Consider the following 22,159-nt stretch of genomic DNA (forward strand, 5'->3'; position numbering starts at 1 on the left):
TGGCCGCCCCGGCGCCGGTCGCCGCGCAGCCCGCACCGCGCCCGGCAGCCCCGCCGGCCCGCAAGCCGGCCCCGGTGTCCAACGCCATCGTCCGCCCCTTCCTGCGCAGCAGCAGCCGCAGCTGCTGCTGGCCCATCGGCGAGCCCGGCACCCCGGAATTCCGCTTCTGCACCTCGCAGGCGATGTCCGGTAAGCCCTACTGCCCCGAACACGCCGCCGTCGCCTATGTGAAGGTGCGGGACCGCCGCGAAGACGCCGCCTGAGCCAAGCCGGCCTTAGGCTCGGCAGCGAACCAGCCGCCGCATTTAGATCCGTGATGAGAAAGGCCGGGGAAGACATTCCCCGGCCTTTTTGATGTTCCCGGGCGAAGGCGCCTGCCCCGGACTTGTCCGCTTCAGGCAAATACCACAGGCTTTGCCCAGCGCCGCCCATCTCGCCTTGGAGCCGAAGGTCAGGGGAAGGAATTCCCCTGAAACCCCATCTTTTTTCTGTCCGTTGGCGTGCCGCTTCGGGAGCGGGAGGGGACGCCATGGGACTACAAAGGGCCATCGAGCTGAACCGTCAGGCACCGGAGGTCACACGCCTCAAGCGCGACCCGGCCGGGACGCAAAAACCTGACGCCTCCCCAATCACACCCGAACGACCCGCAGAAAAAAAGATGGGGGTCCGGGGGAATTCCTTCCCTCGGCCTTTACCCCATCCCGAAGGCAAGACGCCCTCACCCCACCGGCGTCTCCCGCACTCCGATCAGCCGCTTACGCACCTTGGCCGAGAGGTAATCGATCACCCCCACCGTGATCACCATCAGGATGATGATGAACGCCACCTCGTCCCAATGCCGCACCTTGATGCGCTCGGCGATCTGCAGGCCGATGCCGCCGGCGCCGACCACGCCCAGGATGGCGGCGGAGCGGGTATTGCTTTCGAAAAAGTACAGTGCCTGCGCCAGCATCACCGGCATCACCTGCGGCAGCACGCCGTAGCGCATCGCGTGCAGCCGGCTGCCACCGGCGGCGATCACGCCCTCGCTCTGCTTCTTCTCGGCATTCTCGATGGCCTCGGCATAGAGCTTGGCCAGCACCGCCATGTCGCTGGTGAAGATGGCCAGCACACCGGCCAGCGGCCCCAGCCCCACCGCGCGCACATAGGCCAGCGCCCAGATCAGCTGGTCCACGCCGCGCACACCATCGAACAACCGCCGGACCGAGAAGCGCAGCAGCGTGACGGTGACGATGTTGCGCGCCCCCAGGAACCCCAGCGGCACCGCCACCAGCGCGGCCAGGAAGGTACCCAGGAAGGCCATGGCGACGCTTTCCGCCATGCCCTTCAGGATATCCATCCACAACTCGCCCGGGCTCGGCGGCACCATCAGCCGGACGATGACGGCCAGGCCCGACAGCCCGTTCCAGATGCGGGTGGGCGTGATGTCGAACCACCACAACAGCGTGCCCAGCCACAGGATGAAGGCGGCGCCCGCCACCCAGCGCAGCGCCTTGACCGCCGGCGTGGGCCCGAAGGCGCGCGGCAGCCGGTTCTGCCAGAGGGCGATATCTGCCTGCGTCATGTCAGTGGCCCTCCGCCGCGCTGCCGATCACCCGGTGCCGCAACCGCTCGGACACCATGTCGATCAGCACCACCGCCAGCACGATCAGCACGATGATGGCGCTGATCTCCTCATAGTAGTTGGACGAGATCACCAGGTTCAGCTCCTGCCCGATGCCGCCGGCACCGACGAAGCCGATGACGCTGGCGCCGCGCACGTTGATTTCGAAACGCAGCAGCGCGTAGCTGATGAGATTGGGCATCACCTGCGGCAGGATGGCGTAGCGGCACGCCTGCGCCCAGTTGGCGCCGGAAGCCCGCAGCCCTTCCCACGGCTTCAGGTCGGCATTCTCGATGACCTCGGAGAACAGCTTGCCCAGCGCACCCGCCGTGTGGATGAAGATCGCCAGGATGCCCGCCAACGGCCCGACGCCGAAGGCCCAGACGAAGATCAGCGCGTAGACGATCTCCGGCACCGTCCGCGCCGCTTCCAGCCCACGCCGCGTGGCGATGTTGATCCAGCGGGCCGGCGCCACGTTGCGCGCGGCGGGGAAGGCCAGCAGCAGCGCCACCACGGCGCCCGCCAGCGTCGCCAGCGCCGCCATCTGCGAAGTCTGCAGCAACAGCCAGGCCCAGTCGTCCAGCCGGTAGAACCAGAAGGCGATGCTGCCTTCCGTCCCGGCGCCGGAGAGCAGCGCATGCCACTGCAACGACGGCAGCAGCTTATAGAAATATTCGCCCACGCGCGGCAGGCCGGCGGCCAGCGAAGCCGGGTAGAACTCGCTGATCCGCGCCGCCAGCAGCAGGCACACGGCCAGTACGGCCAGGGCCAGCAGGCTGGAAAGCCGCCGCTGCCGGCGTTGCGCCTGGAAGGCCGCCTCGCCGCGCAGGGCGGCGGGATGGGCTGTCACGGCCAGGCTCATGGCTGATGTCTCATGAAGTGCTATTCCCGGCGGCGTCGCGCCGCCGCCTCTTCGCGCCGGAGGTCGATGAAGATCTGGTAGTCGCTGTGCCGCGCCTCGCGGTACCCGGTGCCCTCGCCACGGCTGATCTGCGTGTAGATGTCCGGATGCGCCTTCGGCAGGCCCAGGAAGAACTGCAGCAGGTCGGCCTTCAGCGCCGCCGGCAGGTCGGACCGGATGGAGATCGGCCCGGTCGGAATGGGCTCGGACCGCCAGACGATGCGCAGGTCGCTCATCGTCAGCATGCCCTTCTCCACCATCGCCCGCAGGTTGCCCCGGGTGAAGCCGCTATCCTCCGGCCCCTGACCGGAGGTCCAGGTGCAGGCGGCGTCGTACTGCTTCTGCAACACCGCCACGACGGCCTGCTCATGTCCGCCGGCGAAGCCGGTACGGCTGAAATACTGCTCGGGGTTCACCCCCTGCCGCCGCAGCGCGGCGCGCGGCACCAGGTACCCGCTGGCCGAATTCGGGTCCGCCCAGGCCAGGGACTTGCCCTTCATGCCGGCCAGGTCGTCGATGCCGGAATCCGCCCGCGCCACCATCACCGCCAGGTAGCCGATCGAGCCATCCTCCTGCTCTGGCACCACCAGCGGCTCCACGCCGCCATTGGTATCCAGCCACGCCCCCGCATAGGCGGAGGAACCGAGCGAGGCGATCTCCACCTGCTTCGCCCCAAAGGCCTGGATGGCGCCGGCATAGTCGCTGGCCGGATACACCTTCACCGGCACGGCGAAGGTATCCTCCAGCAGCCTGCGGTAGCCGTCGAACCGCGCCATCCGGTCCACCTCGTTCTCCCCGCCCAGCAGCGCGATGCCGAGATGCGGCTGCTGGTCCGCCCAGGCGCGGCGCCCCGGCGTGGGGAAGGTGACATCGGCATCCACGCTCCGCCGCGGCGCCGCCTGCGCGCGCGCCACCGCCGGCAACAGCGCCGTGGCGGCAAGGGTGGTCGTGATCTGGCGACGGGTCATCAACATGGCAGGGCTTTCACGGCGCAACGGGCCAAAACGGGCAAAGTCTCTTGCGCCAGTAAGGCACGGAGGCCGCCCGCCAGCCAGTATTGCCGCCGATGTGTCGGCGTGGGGAAAGGCCAGGGGGAATGAATTCCCCGCGGACCCCCCTTCTTCTTTTTGCGAGTCCAGGACCGTGCGAATGGCCTGAGGGTGGCGCAATGGGCAAAGCCTGTCGTTCAAAAAGGCCACGCTCGTGGAACCCTCAGTCACCGGGGGTCTCGGACCCCTGGCGTCGCCCCGGAGCGTGCCGCGCCCAAGGCCGAAACCGCTCCAACACCGCAGAAAAAGAAGGGGGCCTGGGGGAATTCCTTCCCCCAGCCTTCCTCACCCCAGAACCTTCAAGCGGCGCCCGGTACCAATCAGGACCGGCGGCGACGCTCCGCCGCTTCCTCGCGGCGCAGCTGCACGATCGGCTCGAACTGGGCGTGCGTCACGCGGGCATAGCCCTTGCCGCCGCCGCGCTCGATCGCCTCGTAGATCGCCGGGTGGGCGGCAGGCAGCGCCAGGTGCAGATTGGTGAAGTCTTCCTTGAAGGCCGCCGGCAGGTCGCTGCGGACCACCAGCGGGCCGTTCAGGATCGGGCGGGACTTCCAGATGATGCGCATGTCGCCCATGTTCAGCATCCCCTTCTCCACCATCGCGCGCAGATTGCCGCGGGAGAAGCCCTGCGCCTCGTCGCCGATGCCGGATGCCCAGGTCACGGCGGCGTCGTACTGCTTCTGCTGCACGGCGACGACGGCCTGCTCGTGCCCGCCGGCGAAGCCGGTGCGGCTGAAGTAGCTGTTGATGTCGATGTTGGACCCGCGCAGCTCGGAGCGCGGCACCAGGTAGCCGGACGTGGAGTTCGGGTCGGCCCAGGCCAGGGACTTGCCGCGCATCTGCTCCAGGCTGGTGATGCCGGAGTCCTTCCGCACGATCATGACCGAGATGTAGGAGATCGAGCCGTCATTCTCCAACGGCACCACCAGCGGCTCCACGCCGCCATTGGTGTCCAGCCAGGTGCCGGCATAGCCGGACGCACCCATGGAGGACGCCTCGATCTGCTTGGCGGCGAAGGCCTGCATCACGCCCGAGTAATCGGCAGCGGGGTACAGCCGCGTCGGCACCTTGAAGGTGTCCTCGATCAGCTTGCGGTAGCCGTCGAAGCGGCCCAGCCGGTCGCCTTCATTCTCACCGCCCAGCAGGCCGATGCGGATCTGCGGCACCTGCTTGGCCCAGGCGCGCTCGCCCACGGCCGGCATGGCGGCGGTGGCACCGGAAGCGGCGCCTTGGGCGCGCAGGGAAGCGGGCAGCACCAGAGAGCCGGCCGCCAGGGCGGCCAGGGAACGACGCGTAATCATTTCAGCAATCTCCTCGGGGGTGCCCCCTGTCCGGGGGCGACGGCCTCAGGCTGGCATCGGTGCGGCCCGCGCATGGGCCACTGGCGCCGCGGCGGGGGCGCCATCCGGCACCTCCGCCTCGGCGAATTCGTCTTCGGACACGCCGTAGATCTCGCGGATGCGCGCGCCGGTCAGCTCGGCGGGCGGGCCGTCGAACATCATCCGGCCCTGCTGCATCGCGACGATGCGGTCGCAATACTCGCGGGCGGTGTCCAGGTGGTGCAGGTTGACCAGGACGGTGATGCCGTCCTGCCTGTTCACGTCGCGCAGCGCATCCATCACCACCTGCGCGTTGCGCGGGTCCAGGCTGGCGATCGGCTCGTCCGCCAGGATGATCTTGGGCTGCTGCATCAGCGCGCGGGCAATCGCCACACGCTGCTGCTGGCCGCCGGAAAGCGTATCCGCCCGCTGCAACGCCTGGTCGTCCAGGTCGAAGCGCGCCAGCGCGGCCAGCGCCATCGCCCGCTCGGCGGCGGAGAAATGCTTGAACAGGGACGCGACGGTGGCGGCGAAGCCATGCCGGTGGTTCAGCCGGCCGACCAGCACGTTGGTCAACACGTCCAGCCGCTGCACCAGGTTGAACTGCTGGAAGATCATGGCGCATTCGGTGCGCCAGTTCCGCAGTTCCTGCCCCTTCAGCCCCGTCACGTCCACGCCGTCATGCAGGATGCGGCCCTCGGAAGGCTCGGTCAGGCGGTTGATCATGCGCAGCAGGGTGGACTTGCCGGCACCGGAACGCCCGATCACCCCGACCATCTGCCCCGCCGGCACGGACAGGCTCACCCCATCCACCGCGGTATTGGCGCCAAACCGGCGCGTGAGACCTTCAAGCTGCAGCATCGACCGCCCTTCGCGTTCCCGGGGCGTATATAGGGCACGCATGACAGACCGATGACCAGCGGATGACATCCGTATGGAAGCCGCGAATGTTCAATCCCGGTTGACGTTGCCCGCCGATCCCTCAATAGCCGCGCCGCAGCAAACCGGAGCAGCCCGTGCCGCCAGCGCCCTCGTCCCGCTCACCGGCCGCCCCTGCCCCCGGCGCCAGCATCCTCCCATCCGCGGCCCCCACAGGCGCGCCCGCGACGCCGGTCCCGGCCCCCGGCGCCGGCTCCGTGGGGGCTTCCACGTTGACCACCAAGGACACGCCAATCCCGGCCATCCCCACCGGCTCCGTGGCGCCTTCCACACCCACCGCCATCACGGGTGGCCCCCCAGCGGCCATCCCCGCCTCTCCCAACCCCACCTCCGGCATCGGCACCACAGCCGCCGGCGCCACCCTTGCCCTGGGCAGAGGCACCACGGGCAGCATCGGCACCAACGGGGTGACCGCCGGGGGGCCCACCGGGGGAGCCGGCGCAGCCCGGCGCGGCCGCCTGGAAGCCTATGGCATCGGCCTGCTGCTCGGCCTGCTGATGGTGGGATGGCTGCTGCCGGCGGAGGTTCTCTCCGGCCAGGGCGGCCTGTGGCGCAGCGCGGGGGTGGACCTGTCGCAGAACCTCTCCGGCCACCTCGCCTACCAGTCCGGCCCCTGGCACTGGCCGCTGCTGGTCAGCGGCAACCTGTTCCCGCCGCACGGCCTCAGCATCGCCATGACGGACAGCAACCCGCTGCTCTCCCTGGTCGCGCGCATCGTGGTGGCACCGCTGGCCGGCCACCCGGTCAACCTGTTCGGCGCCTGGATCGCGCTGTGCTGGCTGCTGCAGCCGGTCGCCGCCATCTATGCGGTGCGCGGCTTCACGCCCCCGGCGCTGCCACGCGGCCGCGCCCTGGCCATCGCCGCCGCCGCCGCAGCCATGGCGCTGCTGTGGCCCACCCTGCTGCACCGGCTGGGCCACACCAACCTGCTGGCGCATTTCTGCCTGCTGGCCGCCCTCGGCCTCGCCGCCCGGGCGTTGCGCGACGGTACGCCCCTGCGCTTCTGGCCCGGCTTCGCGCTGCTGGCCGCCACCATTCTCATCCACCCGTATCTGTTCCTGTTCGCCGGCGCGGTGCTGGCCGCGCCGGTCCTGCGCCCCCAGCCCGGCGGCTGGCGCGGCCTGCTGCGCCCGGGTGCCACTTTCCTGGCCATGCTGGTGCTGCCGGTGCTGCTGCACCGCCTGCTCAGCGGCACCAGCGGCGGCGCGGACCGGGGCTACGGCTTCTATTCCATGAACCTGCTCTCGCCGCTCTGGCCCCAGGTCTCCGGCCTGTTCGGGGCGGACCTGCCGGTGCTGGATGCCACCGGCGGCCAGTATGAAGGCTTCAACTACCTCGGCGCCGGTACGCTGCTGCTGGTGCTGCTGGCGCTCATCCTCGGCTGGCGGCGCGGCTGGCTGGGGGGCTGGCGCCGCTGGGCGCCGCTGCTGGCGGTGCTCGCCAGCCTCACCGCCGTGGCCGTGACGCCCCGCCTCTATGCCGGCCCCTGGCTGATCCTGCCCCTGCCCGCTTGGCCGTGGGACCAGGTCTTCGGCATCGTCCGCGCCTCCGGCCGCGTCTTCTGGCCGGTCGGCTACGCGCTGCTTCTGGGCGCCATCGCCCTGCTCGGCACCCGCCTGCCCCTGCGCGCCCTGGCGCCCGCCCTGGCCCTGGCCGTGGCACTGCAGGCCGCCGATGCCGCTCCGCTGCTGGGCGAGGTGCGCAACCGCCTCGCCCAGGGCGATGCCGGCCTCACACCGCTACCCACCCTGCCGCCCGGCACCACCCTGCTGCGCACGGCCCTGGCCTGCCCCGCCACCGCGGCCGACACCACCCTGGCCGAGCGCCTGCGCCTGGCCGCCGTGCAGCAGGGCGCCGCGCTGGCGGAAATCCGTGCCTCCCGCCAGCCGCGCTGGTTCAACTGCGAAACCGCGCTGACCGACGCGCTGGAGACCCCCCTGGCCCCTGGCGAGACCCGCCTGCTGCTCGGCCCCGCCATCGCCCTGCTGCGCCCGGCCGCGCTGGGCCCCGGCGCCACCTGTGTCCGCCAGCCCAACGCCGGGGCGGACGCCGTGTTCTGCGCCACCACCCCCCACCTGCCCGGCACACCACTGCCCGCCACCGCGCCCCTGCCCCGCCTGGGCGCGGCCCCGGTGCTCGCCAGTTCCTGGAAGCCCGACGCCCACGGCCTGCCCTGGTCCGAAGGCCCGCGCGCCACCCTGCTCTTCACCACCACCGCCCCCCGCCTGCGCCTGACGCTGGACGGCATCGGCCGCCGCCCCGGCGAGGCCCGCGACATCACCCTCCGCATCCAGGACGCCCCCCCCCTCACCCTCTCCCTGCCGGACCTGCAACCGACCGAAATCCTGCTGCCCATCCCCGACCCCACCCGCCCCGTGCGCGTGGCCATCGACATCTTCCGCCCCATCGACCCCACGCGGCGGGCCCTGGCCGCACCGGTGGACCGGGCGGGGGTGCGGCTGCGGGCCATCAGCGGCGTGGATTGAGGGAAAGGCCGGGGGAAGGAATTCCCCCGGACCCCCATCTTCTTTTTGCGGTGTTGGCCGGGGCGCTAGTGGCGGTGGCTGCCAGTAGAGATGGCATGGCCTGCGGCGCCAACCTCAGGCCGGCCGCGAACGGCGTCTGCCAAGGCGCCCATAGCGCGCCATCGCCATTGGTCGAGACAGAAGGCGCACATCACCCGGCCGGACAAAGGCACCGGCCCCGTTCCGCCCACCTCCTATAGAAAACTAGGGCTGATCGACATTCGGTTCAGTGTGAAAGGGAAGGTCAGGGGAAGGAATTCCTCTGCGTAAACGTATACGTTGACGCCATCTTTTTTCTGTCAGTCGGCATGGGATACGGGGCCAGCAGGTGCGACCGTGACAAAGATCACGGGCCATCTGGACTGAACCAGCAGCCTCCGGCGTCACCCTGGTCCGGGCCTGGAAAAGCCGACGCCGCCACATCCACGACCGAAAGACTCGCAGAAAAAAGAAGGGGTCCGGGGAATTCCTTCCCCGGCCTTCCTCTCCCCGACCGCAGCCCCCCCCTAATCGTCCTTCCCCTCGACGAACGCCTTGAACGCCTCCCCGTAACCGCCATGCCAGCGGGACAGCGGCGGCCGGTTGCGCACGATATCCCCGGCTGCCCACAGGATGCGCCGCTCATCCAGCGCACGCGAAACATCGTTGTCCGGGCACAGGATGTAGAAATCCCCTTCCGACAGGCGTTCCAGCATGAAGTCCACGGTCTGCTCCGGCGTCCACGCGCCCGCCGGCTTCTCGGTGCGCCCCCCGGCTGCCAGCGGCGTGAACACGAAGCCGGGGATCAGCAGATGCGCGCTCACCCGGCACCCCTCGGTGTTCCGCAGATCATGCTGCAATGCCTCGGTAAACGCCTTCAGCCCGGCCTTGGAGACATTATAGGCCGGGTCCCCCGGCGGCGTGGTGATGCCTTGCTTGGACCCGGTGTTGATGATCATCCCGGGCCGCCCCCGCGACACCATGCCCGGCCCGAAGGCCCGGCTGCCATGGATCGGCCCCCACAGATTGACGCCGATCACCCGTTCCCAGTTCTCCACCGGGCCGAAGATGGCGCTGCCCGGCTGCACGCCGGCATTGTTCATCAGCAGGTCGGTGCCGCCGAATCGCGCGCGCACGGCAGCCTCCAGCCGCTCCAGCTCCTCGGCGCGGCTGACGTCGCAGGACACGGCCAGAATATCCTCCTGTCCACCCCTGGCCGCGGCCACCAGCGACGCCTCGGCCTGGGCCAACCGCTCGCCGCCCAGGTCGGCGATGCAGACCTTCAGCCCCATCGCCACGAAGCGCCGCGCCGCGGCCAGCCCGATGCCGGAGGCGCCCCCGGTCACCACGGCCACGGCATCGTCCGGTAGGTTCAGGCTGGGCATGGCATCACTCTCCTCGGCGGTTCATCCTCGGCAGCCATATCGGCAGGCGCCGGCGCCGGGCCAATGGTGCGTCAGCGCATCGCGCCCAGCAACAGCAGCACCACGCCGCCGACGATCCCCAGCGCCCCGATCATCTCCTGCCGCTTCAGCGTCTCCTTCAGGTAGAAGCGGCTGAACAACAGGGTGAACACGATCTCCGTCTGCCCCAGCGCGCGCACCATCGCCACCGGCGCCAGCGCGAAGCCGGTGAACCAGCACGCGGACCCGAAGGCGGAAAGCGCGCCGACCGGCAGGCTGTCCCGCCAGGTGCGGAACACGGCGCGGAACTGCTCCGGCTCCTTCCAGGCCAGGAACCCACCCTGCATCACCGTCTGCATCGCGTTCGCCACGCACAGCGTCACCAGCGCGCGCAGCACCGGGTCCTGGTGCGGCAATTCCAGGTTGGCGGATTTGACGAAGATCGCCGTCAGCGCGAAGCCCGTCCCCGCCCCCAGCCCGCACAGCGCCGCCGGCTGCACCGTCGCCCGCAGCAGCTCCGCCCCCGTCAGGTTGCGCCCGGCCAGCGAGAGGTACAGCACGCCCCCCACCCCCACCGCGATCCCCAGCCAGGACAGCGCGGAGAGATGCTCCCCCAGCAGCACCAGCGCCAGCACCGCGCCCTGCACCGCCTCGGTCTTGGAATAGGCCGTCCCCACCGCGAAGCCGCGCGGCCCGAAGGACATGATCAACAGGTTGGTGCCCAGGATCTGGGTGAACCCGCCCAGCGCCGCGAAGCCCAGGAACGCCCAGCCGGAGATATCCGGCAACGACTGCCCCGTCGCCAGCACATAGGCCGCCAGCAGCGCCAGCCCGAACGGCACGCCATAGAGGTAGCGCACCACCCCCGCGCCATTGACCGAGAGCTGCCCGCGCAACCGCTGCTGCAACGCCGTCCGCCAGCACTGGAACAGGGCGGCGGACAGAGTGGCGGCGATCCAGAGCGGCATGGCGGGTATCCCAGGCTTGGCAGTGCGGTGCAGCAAGCTGGACCCGCAACGTCCCCGCCGCAAGCCGCCACAGCCGGAAGCACGTCCCATAACAGAGCCGCATCCGCCACGCCGCGCCGCGAGCGGGTAGGCCACCCCGCGTCACCCTGTCGGGAACGCCTCTCACCCCGCGAAACAGGGGGTTTCCTTCCGGCGCGGCCCCGTGCAGCTTGTGGCGTCAACCGCCCTTCGTCCAGGACCACCCCTTCCATGCTGCTCCTCATCCCCGGCCCCGTGCAGACCCGTCCCGAGATCCGGGCGGCCATGGCCGTGGACATCGCCCCCTGGGACAACGACTTCAAAGCCGAATACGCCGCCATCCGCGAAGCGGTGCGGGAACTCGCCGGCGGCGTCGCCGGGCAGCATGTCTGCCTGCCGCTGCAAGGCGCCGGCCACTTCATCACCGAAGCCGCCGTGCGCACCTTCGTCCCGCAAGGCCACAAGCTGCTGGTGGTGATGAACGGCACCTATGCCGAGCGCATGGCCCGCCTGGCCCGCGAGGCCGGACGCGAGGTCGTGGTCCTGCCGGTGCCCGACACCCGCAGCGTCACGCCCGAGGAAATCACCCAGGCTCTGGCGGCCGACCCCGCCATCGGCCATGTCGGCATCGTCTATTCCGAGACCGGCAGCGGCATCATCAACGACATCCCCGCCGTCGGCGCCGCCGTGCGCGCCGCCGGACGGCGGATGATCGTGGACGCCGTCTCCGCCTTCGGCGCCCTACCCTTCAGCCTGAAGGACCAGCCGGAGGTGGACGCCGTCGTCTTCACCTCCAACAAGTGCCTGGAAGGCCTGCCCGGCATCGCCTTCGCCATTTCCCCGATCGAGCGCGTGACGGCCTGCGCTGGCCAGGCCAACTCCTGGTCCTTCGACCTCGCCGATGTCTACGCCGTCTCGCTGCGCGCCGGCCCCGGCAGCTTCCGCTTCACGCCGCCGGTGCAGGCGCTGCACGCCTTCGGCAAGGCGCTGGAGGTCTACAAGGCCGAAGGTGGGCGCGAGACCCGCCTGGCCCGCTACCGCGAAAACGCCCGCCTGCTGCATGAAGGCGCCCAGGCCCTGGGCCTGAAGCCCTACCTGGACTGGCAGCACCAGGGCCCGATCATCGTCACCATCCACCAGCCGGGCGACCCCGCCTTCAAGCTGCAGGACTTCGTCGATGCCCTGAAGCGCCGCGGCGTGCTGATCAGCAACTTCTACAACACGCCCGTCCCCACCATGCGCATCGGCTGCATCGGCGACGTTCATGCGGACGACATCCGCTTCGCCCTGCGCGCGATGAGCGAGGCGCTGGACGAACTCGGCATCCAGCGCCGCAACGCCGCCTGACGCAGCGCCACCGGCCGAGGCGGCCCTGATCCACGCCGCCCGGCCACCGCTACGGAAACCCGCCGCGTCCGCCGCGGCGGGACCGGGGACCCGACCCCTGCGCTGCTAGCCTTACCCCTGCGGACGCCAGAGGCCGCGCTCTGGCCGGCCCTCTACCAGCAGGGCATCCCCGATCGGCTGAACGTCGTGCGCCACCTCGTCCTGCCCGCTAGCCAGGCAGGGCCGCAGGAGCCAGCCGACATCCCACAGGGTTGGGGAGAGGGAAGGTCAGGGGAATGAATTCCCCTGAAACCCTATCTTTTTTCTGCGAGTTTGGCGTGGGCTTCAGGACTGGCAGGCCCAGCCTGGATGAAAATCAAAAGCCTGATCCAGGCCCGCAGTCATCGGAGGTCATGAACCTCGTGCGCCGCCCCGGGCCAAGGCTCGCGAAGACCGACGCCCCCACAACCATGCCCGAAAGACTCGCAAACAAAAGATGGGGTCCGGGGAATTCCTTCCCCGGCCTTCCTGCCCCAGGCCCAATGTCGATCCTCGCTAGAAAAACGGCATCGGCCCCGGAAAGCTGCCGATCGGCACCCAGTGCGTCACCAGCCCGGTGCCTTCCCGCCAATGGTGCAGCAACAAGGCCGGAGGCTCGACGAAGGACGCCGGCACCGCACCCGCCCCCAGCCGCAGCGCGATGGCGGTGGTCGTGCTCGGCGCCGTCACCAGCAGGGTGCCGCCGAAGCGCAACTGCATGAAGCGGTGGATATGCCCGCACAGGATGCGCTCCACCGCCGGGTAGCGGGAGACGATCGCCGCCAGCCTCTGGCCCTGCCGGCAGCAATAGGCATCGATGCAGCCTATGCCGCTCTCGAACGGCGGCTGGTGCATCATGATCAGGGTGGGCCGCTCCGGCTCCTCCGCCAGCCGCGCCTCCAGCCACAGGCAGGCGGCGTCGTCCATCTCGCCATGATGCCGGCCAGGTACGGTGACATCCAGCGCCAGCACCCGCACCGCGCCCGCATCCCCCACCGCCGCATGCAACGGGCCGGATGGCGCTACAAAGGGGTTCCGCCCCAGGCAGGCACGGAAAGCCTCCCGCTCGTCATGATTACCGGGAATGACCACCAGCTTCTGCCGGATGCGCCCCAGCAGTTCCGCCGCCATGGCGTAATCGGCCGCGCCGCCCTCATCCACCAGGTCACCGGTCAGCAGCACCAGGTCCGGCGCCGGCACCATCGCCTCCAACTGCCGCAGCGCCGCCTCGAACATCGCGTTGGAATCGACCAGCCCCTGGTACAGCACGCCACGCGGCCGCAGATGCGGGTCCGATAGATGGGCAATCAGCATCCCGCACACCCCGGCGCCACGGCCCCATCGCCCGGCAGCGGTCAGCAGACCAGCAACCACCTGCCCGCGTCAAACCCCGGCCCGCCCACACACGGCACTGAATGCCGGGCCCCACCCAGCATCCCGCCCATCCCGGACGCCATGCCTACCCCGGCTTGCGCGCCACTATCAGCGTCGCCGTCGCCGCCAGGTCCTCCAGCGGCCGCCCGGCGAATTCCGGCGCCAGCCGGCCCTCCAGCCGCATCTGCCGCACCTCGCCCAGCACCTTCGGCGGCACCCGGGCGCGCTCGCTGACAATGATCCAGCCCGCCTCCCGCGCCGCCGCCAGGTAATCCGAATGCCGGAAGCGGTTGGTGTAGCCTTGGATGTTCATCGAGGCCAAGCGCCAGCGCAGGCTCTCCGCCGGGTAGCACAGGAAGCTCATCAGGCTGCCGCGGCCGTCGCCATGCTCCCAGTGGTCGGTGTTGTCGATCGAATGGCACATATGCCCGCCCGGCCGCACCACCCGCAGCAGGTCCCGGAACAGCCCGGCCACGTCCTCCGCCGGCACATGCTCCATCACGGCGCGGGAGACGGCGATATCCACCGAATCCGCCGGATGCCTCCCCGGCTGCCACGGGCAGATGTAAGCCGGCGCGAACTCCGCCATCCGCGCCTCCAGCGCCGCCACCTCCATCCCCAGCCGCCGCGCCGCCTCCGGCAGCCTGGGCCGCAGGAACGCCGCCGCGGTCGGGATGGACGTCTCGTCGTACAGCCGCTCCAGGTCCGTCAGCGTGACATGCGTCACCCCGGCCATATGGAACAGCATGGGCGCGATCGGCGTCCACCCGCTGCCAACCTCCAGCATCTCGCCCTCCAGCCCCACCCCGGCCGCGCGCAAGGCATCGACCATGTCCAGCGCATCATCGAAGGTGAAGCCGTTATGGGCCATGTTCGGCTGGTACGGCACCAGCCGCCGCTTCAGGCGACGCGCCGTATCGGCAAACGGCAAGGCAGCCTTCAACAGGCTGCGGGCGAGCTGAATATTCTGCATGGCGGCGCCATCCCAACGTCTCGCCCATAACGTTACGTTTCCAAATCATTCATGACAAGCGTCGTGTGGGGCTGCCTTCTCCGCAGGCTGTCGGCGGAAGGCCGGGGAATGAATTCCCCGGACCCCTTCTTTCTTCTGCGCGTTTGGCGTGGCGCTTCAGGAATGAGAACTGGACGCTTTGATGATTTAAATAACGGGCCACGCGGGCTGGACCCTCAGTCGCCGGAGGTCCTGGACCTCCGGCGCACCCAGCCGTCTCTCAAGACCACGCCTTCAACGGCCACGCCGTCAAGAACTCGAAAAAAAGGAAAAGAAGGGGCCCGGGGAATTCCTTCCCCGGCCTTCTTTCCCCCTTCACCCCCGCGCGCCCCCGAACGGCAGCCCCGCCAAATCCGGCTCCACCCATTCGCGCCGAGCCTCCACACTGAACAATCGCTCGCGCGACCAGTAGGCCAGCATCCATTCCCGCCGCCCCAGGGGCGACTCCAACAAGGCATTGCAGGCCGCATGCAACGCCGTCCCCGCCGGCACCTCATCCAGGAAGGCCGAAGTCGCCCGCAGGGAGGCCAGGGTGATGGTCGCATGGTAGCCGCGCGTGTCGTCGTTCGGCACGCCGGTTGCTTCGTTATAGGCGCGGATCAGCCCCGGCATGTCGCGCTCCGGCACCAGATGCGGGCAACGCGCGGTGATCCAGATGGAGGTTGCCACATGCGCGGCATGCGTCCAGTCCGGCTTGGGCAGGCTGCGGTCCATCATCGCCTCGGCAATAGCGCGCAGTTCGTCGTCATCGGTGAATATCATCTCGGTCTCTCCTGTGTCGGTGGATGGCCGGCAGGAGGTCCGGTGCCAGGAACCCGCCGGTTGGGGCGGTTCCTGGGGGCCGTCTCGGCGGGGCGGGGGCCTAGCCCCGCCGCGGCCAATCCGCGCGCACCCGCCCCGCCGCGTCGCGGCAGGTTTGCTGGCTGGCCACGCTCAGGCGGCGGCAGCCCAGGCCCGCCATCGCGGGCATGCGGGGGAACATGCGGTCCATGGCGCGCATCTAGCCGCCCGGCCCACGCCGCTGTCAATCTTGCGCCGTACCCGCCCACGCCCGAAGCTGTCGTCCGACGGACTGCAAGAAGGACTGCCTCCGATGACGCTGCGTGACCGCCTGGACGCCCTGCACCCCGAGATGACGGCCTGGCGCCGGGACTTCCACGCGCATCCCGAGCTGGGCTTCGAGGAAACCCGCACCAGCGCCATCGTGGCTTCGATGCTGGAATCCTGGGGCATCGAGGTGCATCGCGGCCTGGGCAAGACCGGTCTGGTCGGCGTGCTGCGCGGCAAGCGGGACGCCGCCGGCGCCAACCGCGCCATCGGCCTGCGCGCGGACATGGACGCCCTGCCGATGCAGGAAGCCAACAGCTTCGCTCACAGCTCGCAGAACCCCGGCCGCATGCATGCCTGCGGCCATGACGGCCACACCACCATGCTGCTCGGCGCCGCCAAGGTCCTGGCCGAGACGCGGGATTTCTCCGGCACCGTCTACCTGATCTTCCAGCCGGCCGAGGAAGGCCTGGCCGGCGCCAAGGCCATGCTGGATGACGGGCTGTTCGAGCGCTTCCCCTGCGACGCCATTTACGGCATCCACAACGAGCCGCTGCTGCCGCTCGGCACCGCCAAGGTGCTTACCGGCACCGCGCTGGCGGCCATCGACTACTTCCAGGTCACGTTGCGCGGCCGCGCCGCCCATGGTGCCCAGCCGCATAACGGCATCGACACCGTCTCCGTCGCCGCGCAGGTCATCAACGCGCTGCAAGCCATCCCGTCCCGCCATGTCGATGCGCTGGAATCCGCCATCATCAGCATCGGCCAGATCCATGGCGGCACGTCCGACATCATCATCCCCGAGACCATCGAGCTGCGCGGCTCCGTCCGCACCCTGAAGCCCGAAGTGCGCGACCGCGTCGAGGAGCTCTTCCACCGCGCCGTCCGCCTCACCGCCGAGGCCCAGGGCGCCACCGCCGAGATCGTCTACCGTCGCGCCTACCCGCCCACCATCAACACCCCGGCGGAGACCGACCGCGCCGCCATCGTCGCCGCCGAGGCGCTCGGCCCCAACGGCACCATCCTGCGCGACGCCCCGCCCATCCTGGCCGGCGAGGATTTCGCTTTCATGCTGGAGAAATGCCCCGGCGCCTACATCCTGATGGGCCAAAGCCAGGGCGGCATCGGCGCCGTGCCCGTGCACAACAGCGGCTACGACTTCAACGACGCCCTGCTGCCCATCGGCGCCAGCTACCTGGCCGGAATGGTGAAACAGGAACTCGGCTGATCTTGGCAGAAGAAAGGCCCGGGAAGGAATTCCCCGGGCCCCTTCTTTTTTCTCTTCGGTTTTTACCGGCGTGGCCGTCGGAACGCGCAGCCCGTCTGAGCCCAGACGAGGCACGATCCTGCACCCGCCGTTCCAGAGGCCTCATGCCAACTGACAGAAGAAAGACGGCGTAAACGTATACGTCTACGCAGGGGAATTCATTCCCCCGAGCTTGCCGTCCCGCCTCATCCCCCCGGCAGCACCCGGCTCACCACCTGCCGGGCCGTGTTCTTCAACACGCTGCCCAGTTCCGGTTCCCCGGCCAGGCTGCTCATGAAGGCCTTCGCCTGCTGCACCGTGATATGCGGTGGCATGGGCGGTACGTTGGGGTCGGTGCGGGCTTCCAGCACCACCGGCCGGTCGGCGGCCAGCGCCTGGTCCCAGGCCGCGCCCACCAGCTCGGGGTCGTCCACCATCAGCCCCTTCAGCCCGATCATGTCGGCGTACCGGGCGTAGGAGAAATCCGGCACGCTCTGGCTTCCCAGGAATTTCGGGTCGCCCGCCATCACCCGCTGCTCCCAGGTCACCTGGTTGAGGTCCCGGTTGTTGAGCACAAGCACGATCAGCCGCGGGTCCGCCCAGTCCTTCCAGTATTTCGCGACCGTGATCAGCTCGTTGATGCCGTTCATCTGCATCGCCCCATCGCCGCAGATGGCTACCACCGGCCGCTCCGGGTGGGCGAACTTGGCGCCGATGGCATAGGGCATCCCGGACCCCATGCTGGCCAACCCGCCGGAGAGCGAGGCCTTCATCCCCCGCCGCAGCTTCACATCCCGCGCATACCAGTTGGTGGAGGAGCCAGAATCCGCAGCGATGATCACGTCATCCGGCAGGCGGGGCGAAAGCTCCCAGAACACGCGCTGCGGGTTGACCGGGTCGGCCTTGGTCATCGCCCGCTTTTCCAGCAGCTTCCACCAGCTTTCCGTCCAGCCGCCGATGCGCTTGCGCCAGCTGGCATCGGCCTTCTTCTCCAGCAGCGGCAGCAGCGCCCGCAGCGTGGCGGCGGCATCGCCCGCCAGGTTCACCTCCATCGGGTAGCGCAGGCTGAGCATGGAGGGGTCGCGGTCGATCTGCACGGCCCGCGCCGCGCCTTCCTTCGGCAGGAATTCGGAATAGGGAAAGCCGCTGCCCACCACCAGCAGCGTGTCGCATTCCTGCATCATCTTCCAGGATGGCTCGGTACCCAGCAGGCCGATGCTGCCGGTCACGAAAGGCAGCTCGTCCGGCACCGCGGCCTTGCCCAGCAATGCCTTGGCGATGCCGGCGCCCAGCCGCTCCGCCACCTCCAGCACCTCGTCCGTCGCCTCCAGCGCCCCGGCGCCGACCAGCATGGCCACCTTCTTGCCGGCGTTCAGCACCTCGGCGGCACGGGCCAGCGTCGCCGGCTCCGGCACCACCAGCGGCGCCGCGTAGCCCACGCCGCTATGGATGGTGCCGTGCGCGTGCGGCGGCGTCTCCACCGCGTCCAGTTCCTGGATGTCGTTGGGCAGGATGACGCAGGCCACCCGCCGCTCCGCCTGCGCCACCCGCATCGCGCGGTCGATCACGTGGCGCAGCTGCTCCGGCACGCTCACCTGCTGCACGTAGTCGCAGACATCGGCGAACAGCACGGCCAAGTTCACTTCCTGCTGGTAATGCCCGCCCAGCGCCGCCCGCGCCTGCTGGCCGACAATCGCCACCACCGGCATGTGGTCCGCCTTGGCATCGTACAGCCCGTTCAGCAGATGGATCGCCCCGGGGCCGGACGTCGCGAGGCAGACACCCACCTCCCCGGTGTACTTGGCATGCGCGCAGGCCATGAAGGCCGCCATCTCCTCATGCCGCACCTGGGTGAAGTGCATCGTCTCCTTCGCCCGGTCCAGCGCCCCCATCACGCCGTTGATGCCATCACCCGGATAGCCGTAGATGCGCTTCACGCCCCAGGCGGAGAGGCGCTCCACCACGAAGTCGCCGGCCGTCTTTGCCATTGCGGGTCTCCCTTCATGCAAGCGGCTGCCGCGGAACGCCGCTGGCCCGGCCTGGCGGAACCTCCGGCCCAGCGCTCACGCCCGGCGAAGCACCGGTCCTGGAACCCCGGCCGAGTCCCGCCGGAACGCACCCGCCCAGCAAGCTGAAGCGCAAAAGGCCAAGCTCCACCCAGCGGGGTTCCGCAACAGTCTCTTGGGGATGCAACGCGAGGGGCGGCCGCCTGTTGCCCGCCTCGCGGCAAAACCGTCCGGCCCACCGCCCCGGCACCGGGCGCCGGATACGCAACAGGGGGCCGAAAGGCCCCCTGCGCGCCGCCATCGTCATGCCGTGCCCGTGGCGGGGCCCAGGGCCCCGCCACGCGCCTCCGGCCTTCAGCCCGCCAGGGTGCGCCCGGCGGAGCCCAGGTCCACGAACGCCTCGTCCAGGCGCTTCACGATGCCCTTCTCGGCCGCGCGCAGCCACTTGCGCGGGTCGTACAGCTTCTTGGTCGGCTTGCCGTTGGAGGGGTCGATCTGGTGCGTGAAGGCCACCGCATTGGCCTGCACATAGGCGCCCACCGGCTCCGCGAACGCGAACTGCGTGTCGGTATCGATGTTCATCTTGAACACGCCGTAGGACACCGCTTCGGTGATCTTGTCCTTCTCGGAGCCGGAGCCGCCGTGGAACACCAGCGCCATCGGCTTGTCGCCACCGCCGAACTTCTCGGCCACCGCCACCTGCGACGCCTTCAGGATCTCCGGCCGCAGCTTCACGTTGCCGGGCGCGTACACGCCATGCACGTTGCCGAAGGACGCCGCCATCGTCACGTGGCCGATGGGCGAGAGCACTTCCCACGCCTTCAGCACGTCTTCCGGCTGGGTGTAGAGATGCGCGTTATCGGCCGATTCCTCGATATCGTGGCCGATACCGTCTTCCTCGCCGCCCGTCACGCCAAGCTCGATCTCCAGGCTCATGCCCAGCGGCGCCATGCGCTTCAGTACCTTGGCGCATTCCTCGATATTCACATCGAGCGGCTCGGCCGACAGGTCGATCATGTGGGAGGAGAACAGCGGCTGCCCAGTCCGCTTCATGTGCTCCTCGCCATGGTCGATCATGGCATTCACCCACGGCAGCAGGCTGCGGTCGGCGTGGTCGGTATGCAGCACCACGCAGACGCCATAGGCCGCGGCCACCGTGTGCACATGCTGCGCGGCGGAGACCGCGCCCAGCACGCGGGCGGCATTGGCATCGGGGCAACCCTCGCCGGCGAAGAAGCGCGCGCCGCCGTTGGAGAGCTGGATGATCACGTCGGACTTGTTCTTGGCCGCCGCTTCCAGCACCGCGTTGATGCTGTTCGTCCCCACCACGTTCACGGCGGGCAGCGCGTAGCCGCCGTCCCGGCAGGCCTCCAGCAACGCCAGGTAATCGGCGCCGGTGACCACGCCGGGCTTCAGCTTGGTGGTGGCCTTCAGGTCGGTTCTATCGTTCATCAAGGGGATCCCCACGGTCGTCTGTCACTATACAGCACCGGCACTATACATCATTGGCGCCGCCGGCCAGAGAGGGCGGCCGGCTGGCCATCAAACTGTCTTGTCATGCTTATCGTTGCCCGGCAGGAAACGTTCCGCCCAGCGCACCAGGGTCAGCAACACCAGACCTATCGCCGTGGCCAGCCCCGCCAGCACCCACTGCCCGGTCCCGGCCGCAATGCCCAAGGCCACGGCCAGGATCAGGCTGGCCGCGCTGGTCAGGTTGTGCACATCCCGGTGCCGGGTAAACACCAGCCCGGCCCCGATGAAGCCCACCGCCTGGAACAACCCCTGCACCACCCGCAGTGGATCAGCCTCCCCACCCTGCCGGTGCACCATCTCGTGCAGCATCAGGCCGGAGATCACCACGACCGCCGCGCTCAACGCCAGAATGCCATGGGTCCGCATGCCAGCGGCAAAACCGCGCAGCTCACGGTCCAGCCCCAGCGCCATGCCCAGCACCGCCGCCGCCACCAGCCGCTCAGCCATCTCCCAGGCCGTGAATGAGCCGATCGTCGCCTCCATCCCCCTCTAACGGCGTAACCCGGGCCGGGATGCGCTTCAGCGGTGGAGCGAAGGCCGGGGAAAGAATTCCCCGGGCCCCTTCTTTTCCTTCTTCGAGCTTGGCGTTGCGCCTCAGGACTGAGAGCGGACGCCGCTTGATGATTTTCATAATGGCCACAAGGGCTGAACCCGCAGTCGCCGGAGGTCTAGGACTCCGGCGCACCCAGCCGTCTTTAGGAACTGCCCTACCAACAGCCACGCCCGAAAACTCGCAGAAAGAAAAGAAGGGGCCCGGGGAATTCTTTCCCCGGCCTTCCTCCCCACCCAGCAAAACCATCACGTCAACGCCCCCGCCCACCGGCTCTCCGGCTCCCGCAGCAGGTCCACGAAGGCGCGCAACGGGGCCGGCATCAGCCGCCGGCTGGGGTAGTACAGGCAGGGTCCGGGGAAGCTCTGCCACCACTCCCGCAGCACCGGCCGCAGGGCGCCGCTGGCCAGATGCGGCGCCAGCACCTCGCCGAAGGAGAAGATGATCCCCAGCCCCTGGGTTGCGGCCTCCATCTGCATCTCGGCACCGTTGGTCAGCAGCGGCCCATCGGGGCGGATTCGCACCACCTCCCCGGCCCTCTCCAATTCCCAGGGCAAGGTGTGGCCGTTGATGAAGCGGTGGCGGATGCAGCGATGCGCCAGCAACTCCCGCGGGTGGCGCGGCTCGCCGTGGGCGGCCAGGTAGGCCGGCGCGGCGGCCAGCGCATAGCATTGCTGCCGGGGCCCGATCGGCACCGCGATCATGTCCTGCGCGATGCTCTCGTCGTAGCGGATGCCGGCATCGTAGCCCTGCGCCAGCACGTCGACGAAGCTGTCCTCCGCCACCACGTCCAGCATCACCCCGGGGTGGCGCAGCATGAAGCGCGCCGCGATCGGCGGCAGCACCACGCGCGAGACGATCCCCGGCACGTTCAGCCGCAGGGTGCCGATCAACCCGCCGCCGTCGCGGAACCCGTTCACCGCATCCAGCGCCGCCGCCACCTCGCGCAGCGCGGGCGCCAGCCGCTCCAGCAATTGCTGCCCGGCCTCGGTCGGGGTCACGCTGCGGGTGGTGCGGTTCAACAGCCGCACCCCCGCCCCCTCCTCCAGCCGCCGCACCGCCTCGCTCAATGCGGAGGCCGAGACCCCGCGCAGCCGCGCCGCGCCCCGGAAGCTGCGCTCCCGCGCCACCGCCGCGAAGGCATCCAGGTCAGCGAGGTCCGGCTCAGCCATTGTGCGGATTTCCGTACAGATCGTGCATGAAAGCGCTGATTATCACCGCAGTCGCCCCGACGCATAACCCCTCCCGGCACGATCCGCTGCCCGAACAGGAGCACCCCATGCAACAGCGCCAACTCGGCCGTACCGGCCCCCAGGTTTCCG

At 69.5% G+C, this 22,159-nt stretch carries 18 protein-coding genes; 4 read left to right on the forward strand and 14 right to left on the reverse strand.

Translation table 11 applies throughout. From position 1 onward, the window contains the following. Positions 1 to 263, forward strand: a 263-nt coding sequence (locus IBL26_RS17690) for a GcrA family cell cycle regulator (RefSeq protein ID WP_241749512.1), incomplete at its 5' end; no start/stop codon positions are given. Between the two features lie 455 nt (positions 264 to 718). On the opposite strand, the gene phnE (IBL26_RS17695) is transcribed toward IBL26_RS17690, so the two are convergent. The 5 genes from phnE (IBL26_RS17695) to phnC form a co-directional block, all read right to left on the reverse strand. Beyond that, positions 719 to 1,564: a phosphonate ABC transporter, permease protein PhnE gene (gene phnE, locus IBL26_RS17695; RefSeq protein ID WP_187785840.1), complete on the reverse strand. Its 846-nt coding sequence runs from the start codon at positions 1,562 to 1,564 to the stop codon at positions 719 to 721. Position 1,565: 1 nt separating this feature from the next. Continuing rightward, positions 1,566 to 2,465 carry a phosphonate ABC transporter, permease protein PhnE gene (gene phnE / locus IBL26_RS17700; RefSeq protein ID WP_187785841.1) on the reverse strand — a complete coding sequence of 300 codons (900 nt, stop codon included), beginning with the start codon at positions 2,463 to 2,465 and terminating at the stop codon, positions 1,566 to 1,568. Between the two features lie 20 nt (positions 2,466 to 2,485). Next, the gene (gene phnD, locus IBL26_RS17705) at positions 2,486 to 3,478 is read right to left on the reverse strand and encodes a phosphate/phosphite/phosphonate ABC transporter substrate-binding protein (protein ID WP_187785842.1); all 993 of its coding nucleotides are present in this window, start codon (positions 3,476 to 3,478) and stop codon (positions 2,486 to 2,488) included. A 395-nt stretch (positions 3,479 to 3,873) separates the two neighbouring features. After that, positions 3,874 to 4,854 (reverse strand): phosphate/phosphite/phosphonate ABC transporter substrate-binding protein, encoded by a 981-nt coding sequence (gene phnD / locus IBL26_RS17710; RefSeq protein ID WP_187785843.1) that lies wholly within the window; start codon positions 4,852 to 4,854, stop codon positions 3,874 to 3,876. A gap of 45 nt (positions 4,855 to 4,899) precedes the next feature. Further along, positions 4,900 to 5,733, reverse strand: coding sequence for a phosphonate ABC transporter ATP-binding protein (gene phnC, locus IBL26_RS17715; protein ID WP_187785844.1), 834 nt, complete (start codon positions 5,731 to 5,733; stop codon positions 4,900 to 4,902). Positions 5,734 to 6,023: 290 nt separating this feature from the next. Between phnC and IBL26_RS17720 the strand changes: the two genes are divergently transcribed. Continuing rightward, positions 6,024 to 8,297: a DUF6311 domain-containing protein gene (locus IBL26_RS17720; RefSeq protein WP_187785845.1), complete on the forward strand. Its 2,274-nt coding sequence runs from the start codon at positions 6,024 to 6,026 to the stop codon at positions 8,295 to 8,297. 545 nt (positions 8,298 to 8,842) lie between these two features. Here IBL26_RS17720 and IBL26_RS17725 read toward each other — a convergent pair. After that, positions 8,843 to 9,700 (reverse strand): SDR family NAD(P)-dependent oxidoreductase, encoded by an 858-nt coding sequence (locus IBL26_RS17725; RefSeq protein ID WP_187785846.1) that lies wholly within the window; start codon positions 9,698 to 9,700, stop codon positions 8,843 to 8,845. Positions 9,701 to 9,771: 71 nt separating this feature from the next. After that, positions 9,772 to 10,686: a DMT family transporter gene (locus IBL26_RS17730; protein ID WP_187785847.1), complete on the reverse strand. Its 915-nt coding sequence runs from the start codon at positions 10,684 to 10,686 to the stop codon at positions 9,772 to 9,774. 249 nt (positions 10,687 to 10,935) lie between these two features. Here IBL26_RS17730 and IBL26_RS17735 point away from each other — a divergent pair, with 249 nt between their 5' ends. Beyond that, positions 10,936 to 12,051, forward strand: coding sequence for a 2-aminoethylphosphonate--pyruvate transaminase (locus IBL26_RS17735; RefSeq protein WP_187785848.1), 1,116 nt, complete (start codon positions 10,936 to 10,938; stop codon positions 12,049 to 12,051). Positions 12,052 to 12,585: 534 nt separating this feature from the next. Here IBL26_RS17735 and IBL26_RS17740 read toward each other — a convergent pair. From IBL26_RS17740 to IBL26_RS17750, 3 genes are all read right to left on the reverse strand, one after another. Then, entirely contained in the window at positions 12,586 to 13,383 is a 798-nt protein-coding gene (locus tag IBL26_RS17740; RefSeq protein ID WP_187785849.1) for a phosphodiesterase, read from the reverse strand. Positions 13,384 to 13,528: 145 nt separating this feature from the next. After that, on the reverse strand, positions 13,529 to 14,416 hold the full coding sequence (locus IBL26_RS17745) for a class I SAM-dependent methyltransferase (protein WP_187785850.1): 888 nt from the start codon (positions 14,414 to 14,416) through the stop codon (positions 13,529 to 13,531). Positions 14,417 to 14,770: 354 nt separating this feature from the next. Further along, positions 14,771 to 15,217: a hypothetical protein gene (locus tag IBL26_RS17750; protein WP_187785851.1), complete on the reverse strand. Its 447-nt coding sequence runs from the start codon at positions 15,215 to 15,217 to the stop codon at positions 14,771 to 14,773. Positions 15,218 to 15,548: 331 nt separating this feature from the next. Here IBL26_RS17750 and IBL26_RS17755 point away from each other — a divergent pair, with 331 nt between their 5' ends. Then, positions 15,549 to 16,730 carry a M20 aminoacylase family protein gene (locus IBL26_RS17755; RefSeq protein ID WP_187785852.1) on the forward strand — a complete coding sequence of 394 codons (1,182 nt, stop codon included), beginning with the start codon at positions 15,549 to 15,551 and terminating at the stop codon, positions 16,728 to 16,730. Between the two features lie 224 nt (positions 16,731 to 16,954). Here the strand turns inward: IBL26_RS17755 and IBL26_RS17760 are convergent, their stop codons facing one another. From IBL26_RS17760 to IBL26_RS17775, 4 genes are all read right to left on the reverse strand, one after another. Continuing rightward, complete coding sequence (locus IBL26_RS17760) at positions 16,955 to 18,736, reverse strand: thiamine pyrophosphate-requiring protein (protein WP_187785853.1); 1,782 nt, start codon at positions 18,734 to 18,736, stop codon at positions 16,955 to 16,957. Positions 18,737 to 19,108: 372 nt separating this feature from the next. After that, the gene (fbaA, locus tag IBL26_RS17765; protein ID WP_187785854.1) at positions 19,109 to 20,206 is read right to left on the reverse strand and encodes a class II fructose-bisphosphate aldolase; all 1,098 of its coding nucleotides are present in this window, start codon (positions 20,204 to 20,206) and stop codon (positions 19,109 to 19,111) included. Positions 20,207 to 20,296: 90 nt separating this feature from the next. Then, positions 20,297 to 20,734, reverse strand: a complete 438-nt coding sequence (locus IBL26_RS17770) for an MgtC/SapB family protein (RefSeq protein WP_241749514.1) — start codon at positions 20,732 to 20,734, stop codon at positions 20,297 to 20,299. Positions 20,735 to 21,085: 351 nt separating this feature from the next. Further along, positions 21,086 to 22,009 carry a LysR family transcriptional regulator gene (locus IBL26_RS17775; protein WP_187785856.1) on the reverse strand — a complete coding sequence of 308 codons (924 nt, stop codon included), beginning with the start codon at positions 22,007 to 22,009 and terminating at the stop codon, positions 21,086 to 21,088. Between the last annotated feature and the right edge of the window lie 150 nt (positions 22,010 to 22,159).

This window comes from Teichococcus aerophilus (assembly GCF_014490485.1).
In the GTDB taxonomy this organism is placed as follows: Bacteria; Pseudomonadota; Alphaproteobacteria; order Acetobacterales; family Acetobacteraceae; genus Pseudoroseomonas; species Pseudoroseomonas aerophila.

Coding starts and splice junctions, on each gene's coding strand:
- phnE (WP_187785840.1), bottom strand. CDS start 1,564: ATGACGCAGGCAGATATCGCCCTCTGGCAGAACCGGCTGCCGCGCGCC.
- phnE (WP_187785841.1), bottom strand. CDS start 2,465: ATGAGCCTGGCCGTGACAGCCCATCCCGCCGCCCTGCGCGGCGAGGCG.
- phnD (WP_187785842.1), bottom strand. CDS start 3,478: ATGTTGATGACCCGTCGCCAGATCACGACCACCCTTGCCGCCACGGCG.
- phnD (WP_187785843.1), bottom strand. CDS start 4,854: ATGATTACGCGTCGTTCCCTGGCCGCCCTGGCGGCCGGCTCTCTGGTG.
- phnC (WP_187785844.1), bottom strand. CDS start 5,733: ATGCTGCAGCTTGAAGGTCTCACGCGCCGGTTTGGCGCCAATACCGCG.
- IBL26_RS17725 (WP_187785846.1), bottom strand. CDS start 9,700: ATGCCCAGCCTGAACCTACCGGACGATGCCGTGGCCGTGGTGACCGGG.
- IBL26_RS17730 (WP_187785847.1), bottom strand. CDS start 10,686: ATGCCGCTCTGGATCGCCGCCACTCTGTCCGCCGCCCTGTTCCAGTGC.
- IBL26_RS17735 (WP_187785848.1), top strand. CDS start 10,936: ATGCTGCTCCTCATCCCCGGCCCCGTGCAGACCCGTCCCGAGATCCGG.
- IBL26_RS17740 (WP_187785849.1), bottom strand. CDS start 13,383: ATGCTGATTGCCCATCTATCGGACCCGCATCTGCGGCCGCGTGGCGTG.
- IBL26_RS17745 (WP_187785850.1), bottom strand. CDS start 14,416: ATGCAGAATATTCAGCTCGCCCGCAGCCTGTTGAAGGCTGCCTTGCCG.
- IBL26_RS17750 (WP_187785851.1), bottom strand. CDS start 15,217: ATGATATTCACCGATGACGACGAACTGCGCGCTATTGCCGAGGCGATG.
- IBL26_RS17755 (WP_187785852.1), top strand. CDS start 15,549: ATGACGCTGCGTGACCGCCTGGACGCCCTGCACCCCGAGATGACGGCC.
- IBL26_RS17760 (WP_187785853.1), bottom strand. CDS start 18,736: ATGGCAAAGACGGCCGGCGACTTCGTGGTGGAGCGCCTCTCCGCCTGG.
- fbaA (WP_187785854.1), bottom strand. CDS start 20,206: ATGAACGATAGAACCGACCTGAAGGCCACCACCAAGCTGAAGCCCGGC.
- IBL26_RS17770 (WP_241749514.1), bottom strand. CDS start 20,734: ATGGCTGAGCGGCTGGTGGCGGCGGCGGTGCTGGGCATGGCGCTGGGG.
- IBL26_RS17775 (WP_187785856.1), bottom strand. CDS start 22,009: ATGGCTGAGCCGGACCTCGCTGACCTGGATGCCTTCGCGGCGGTGGCG.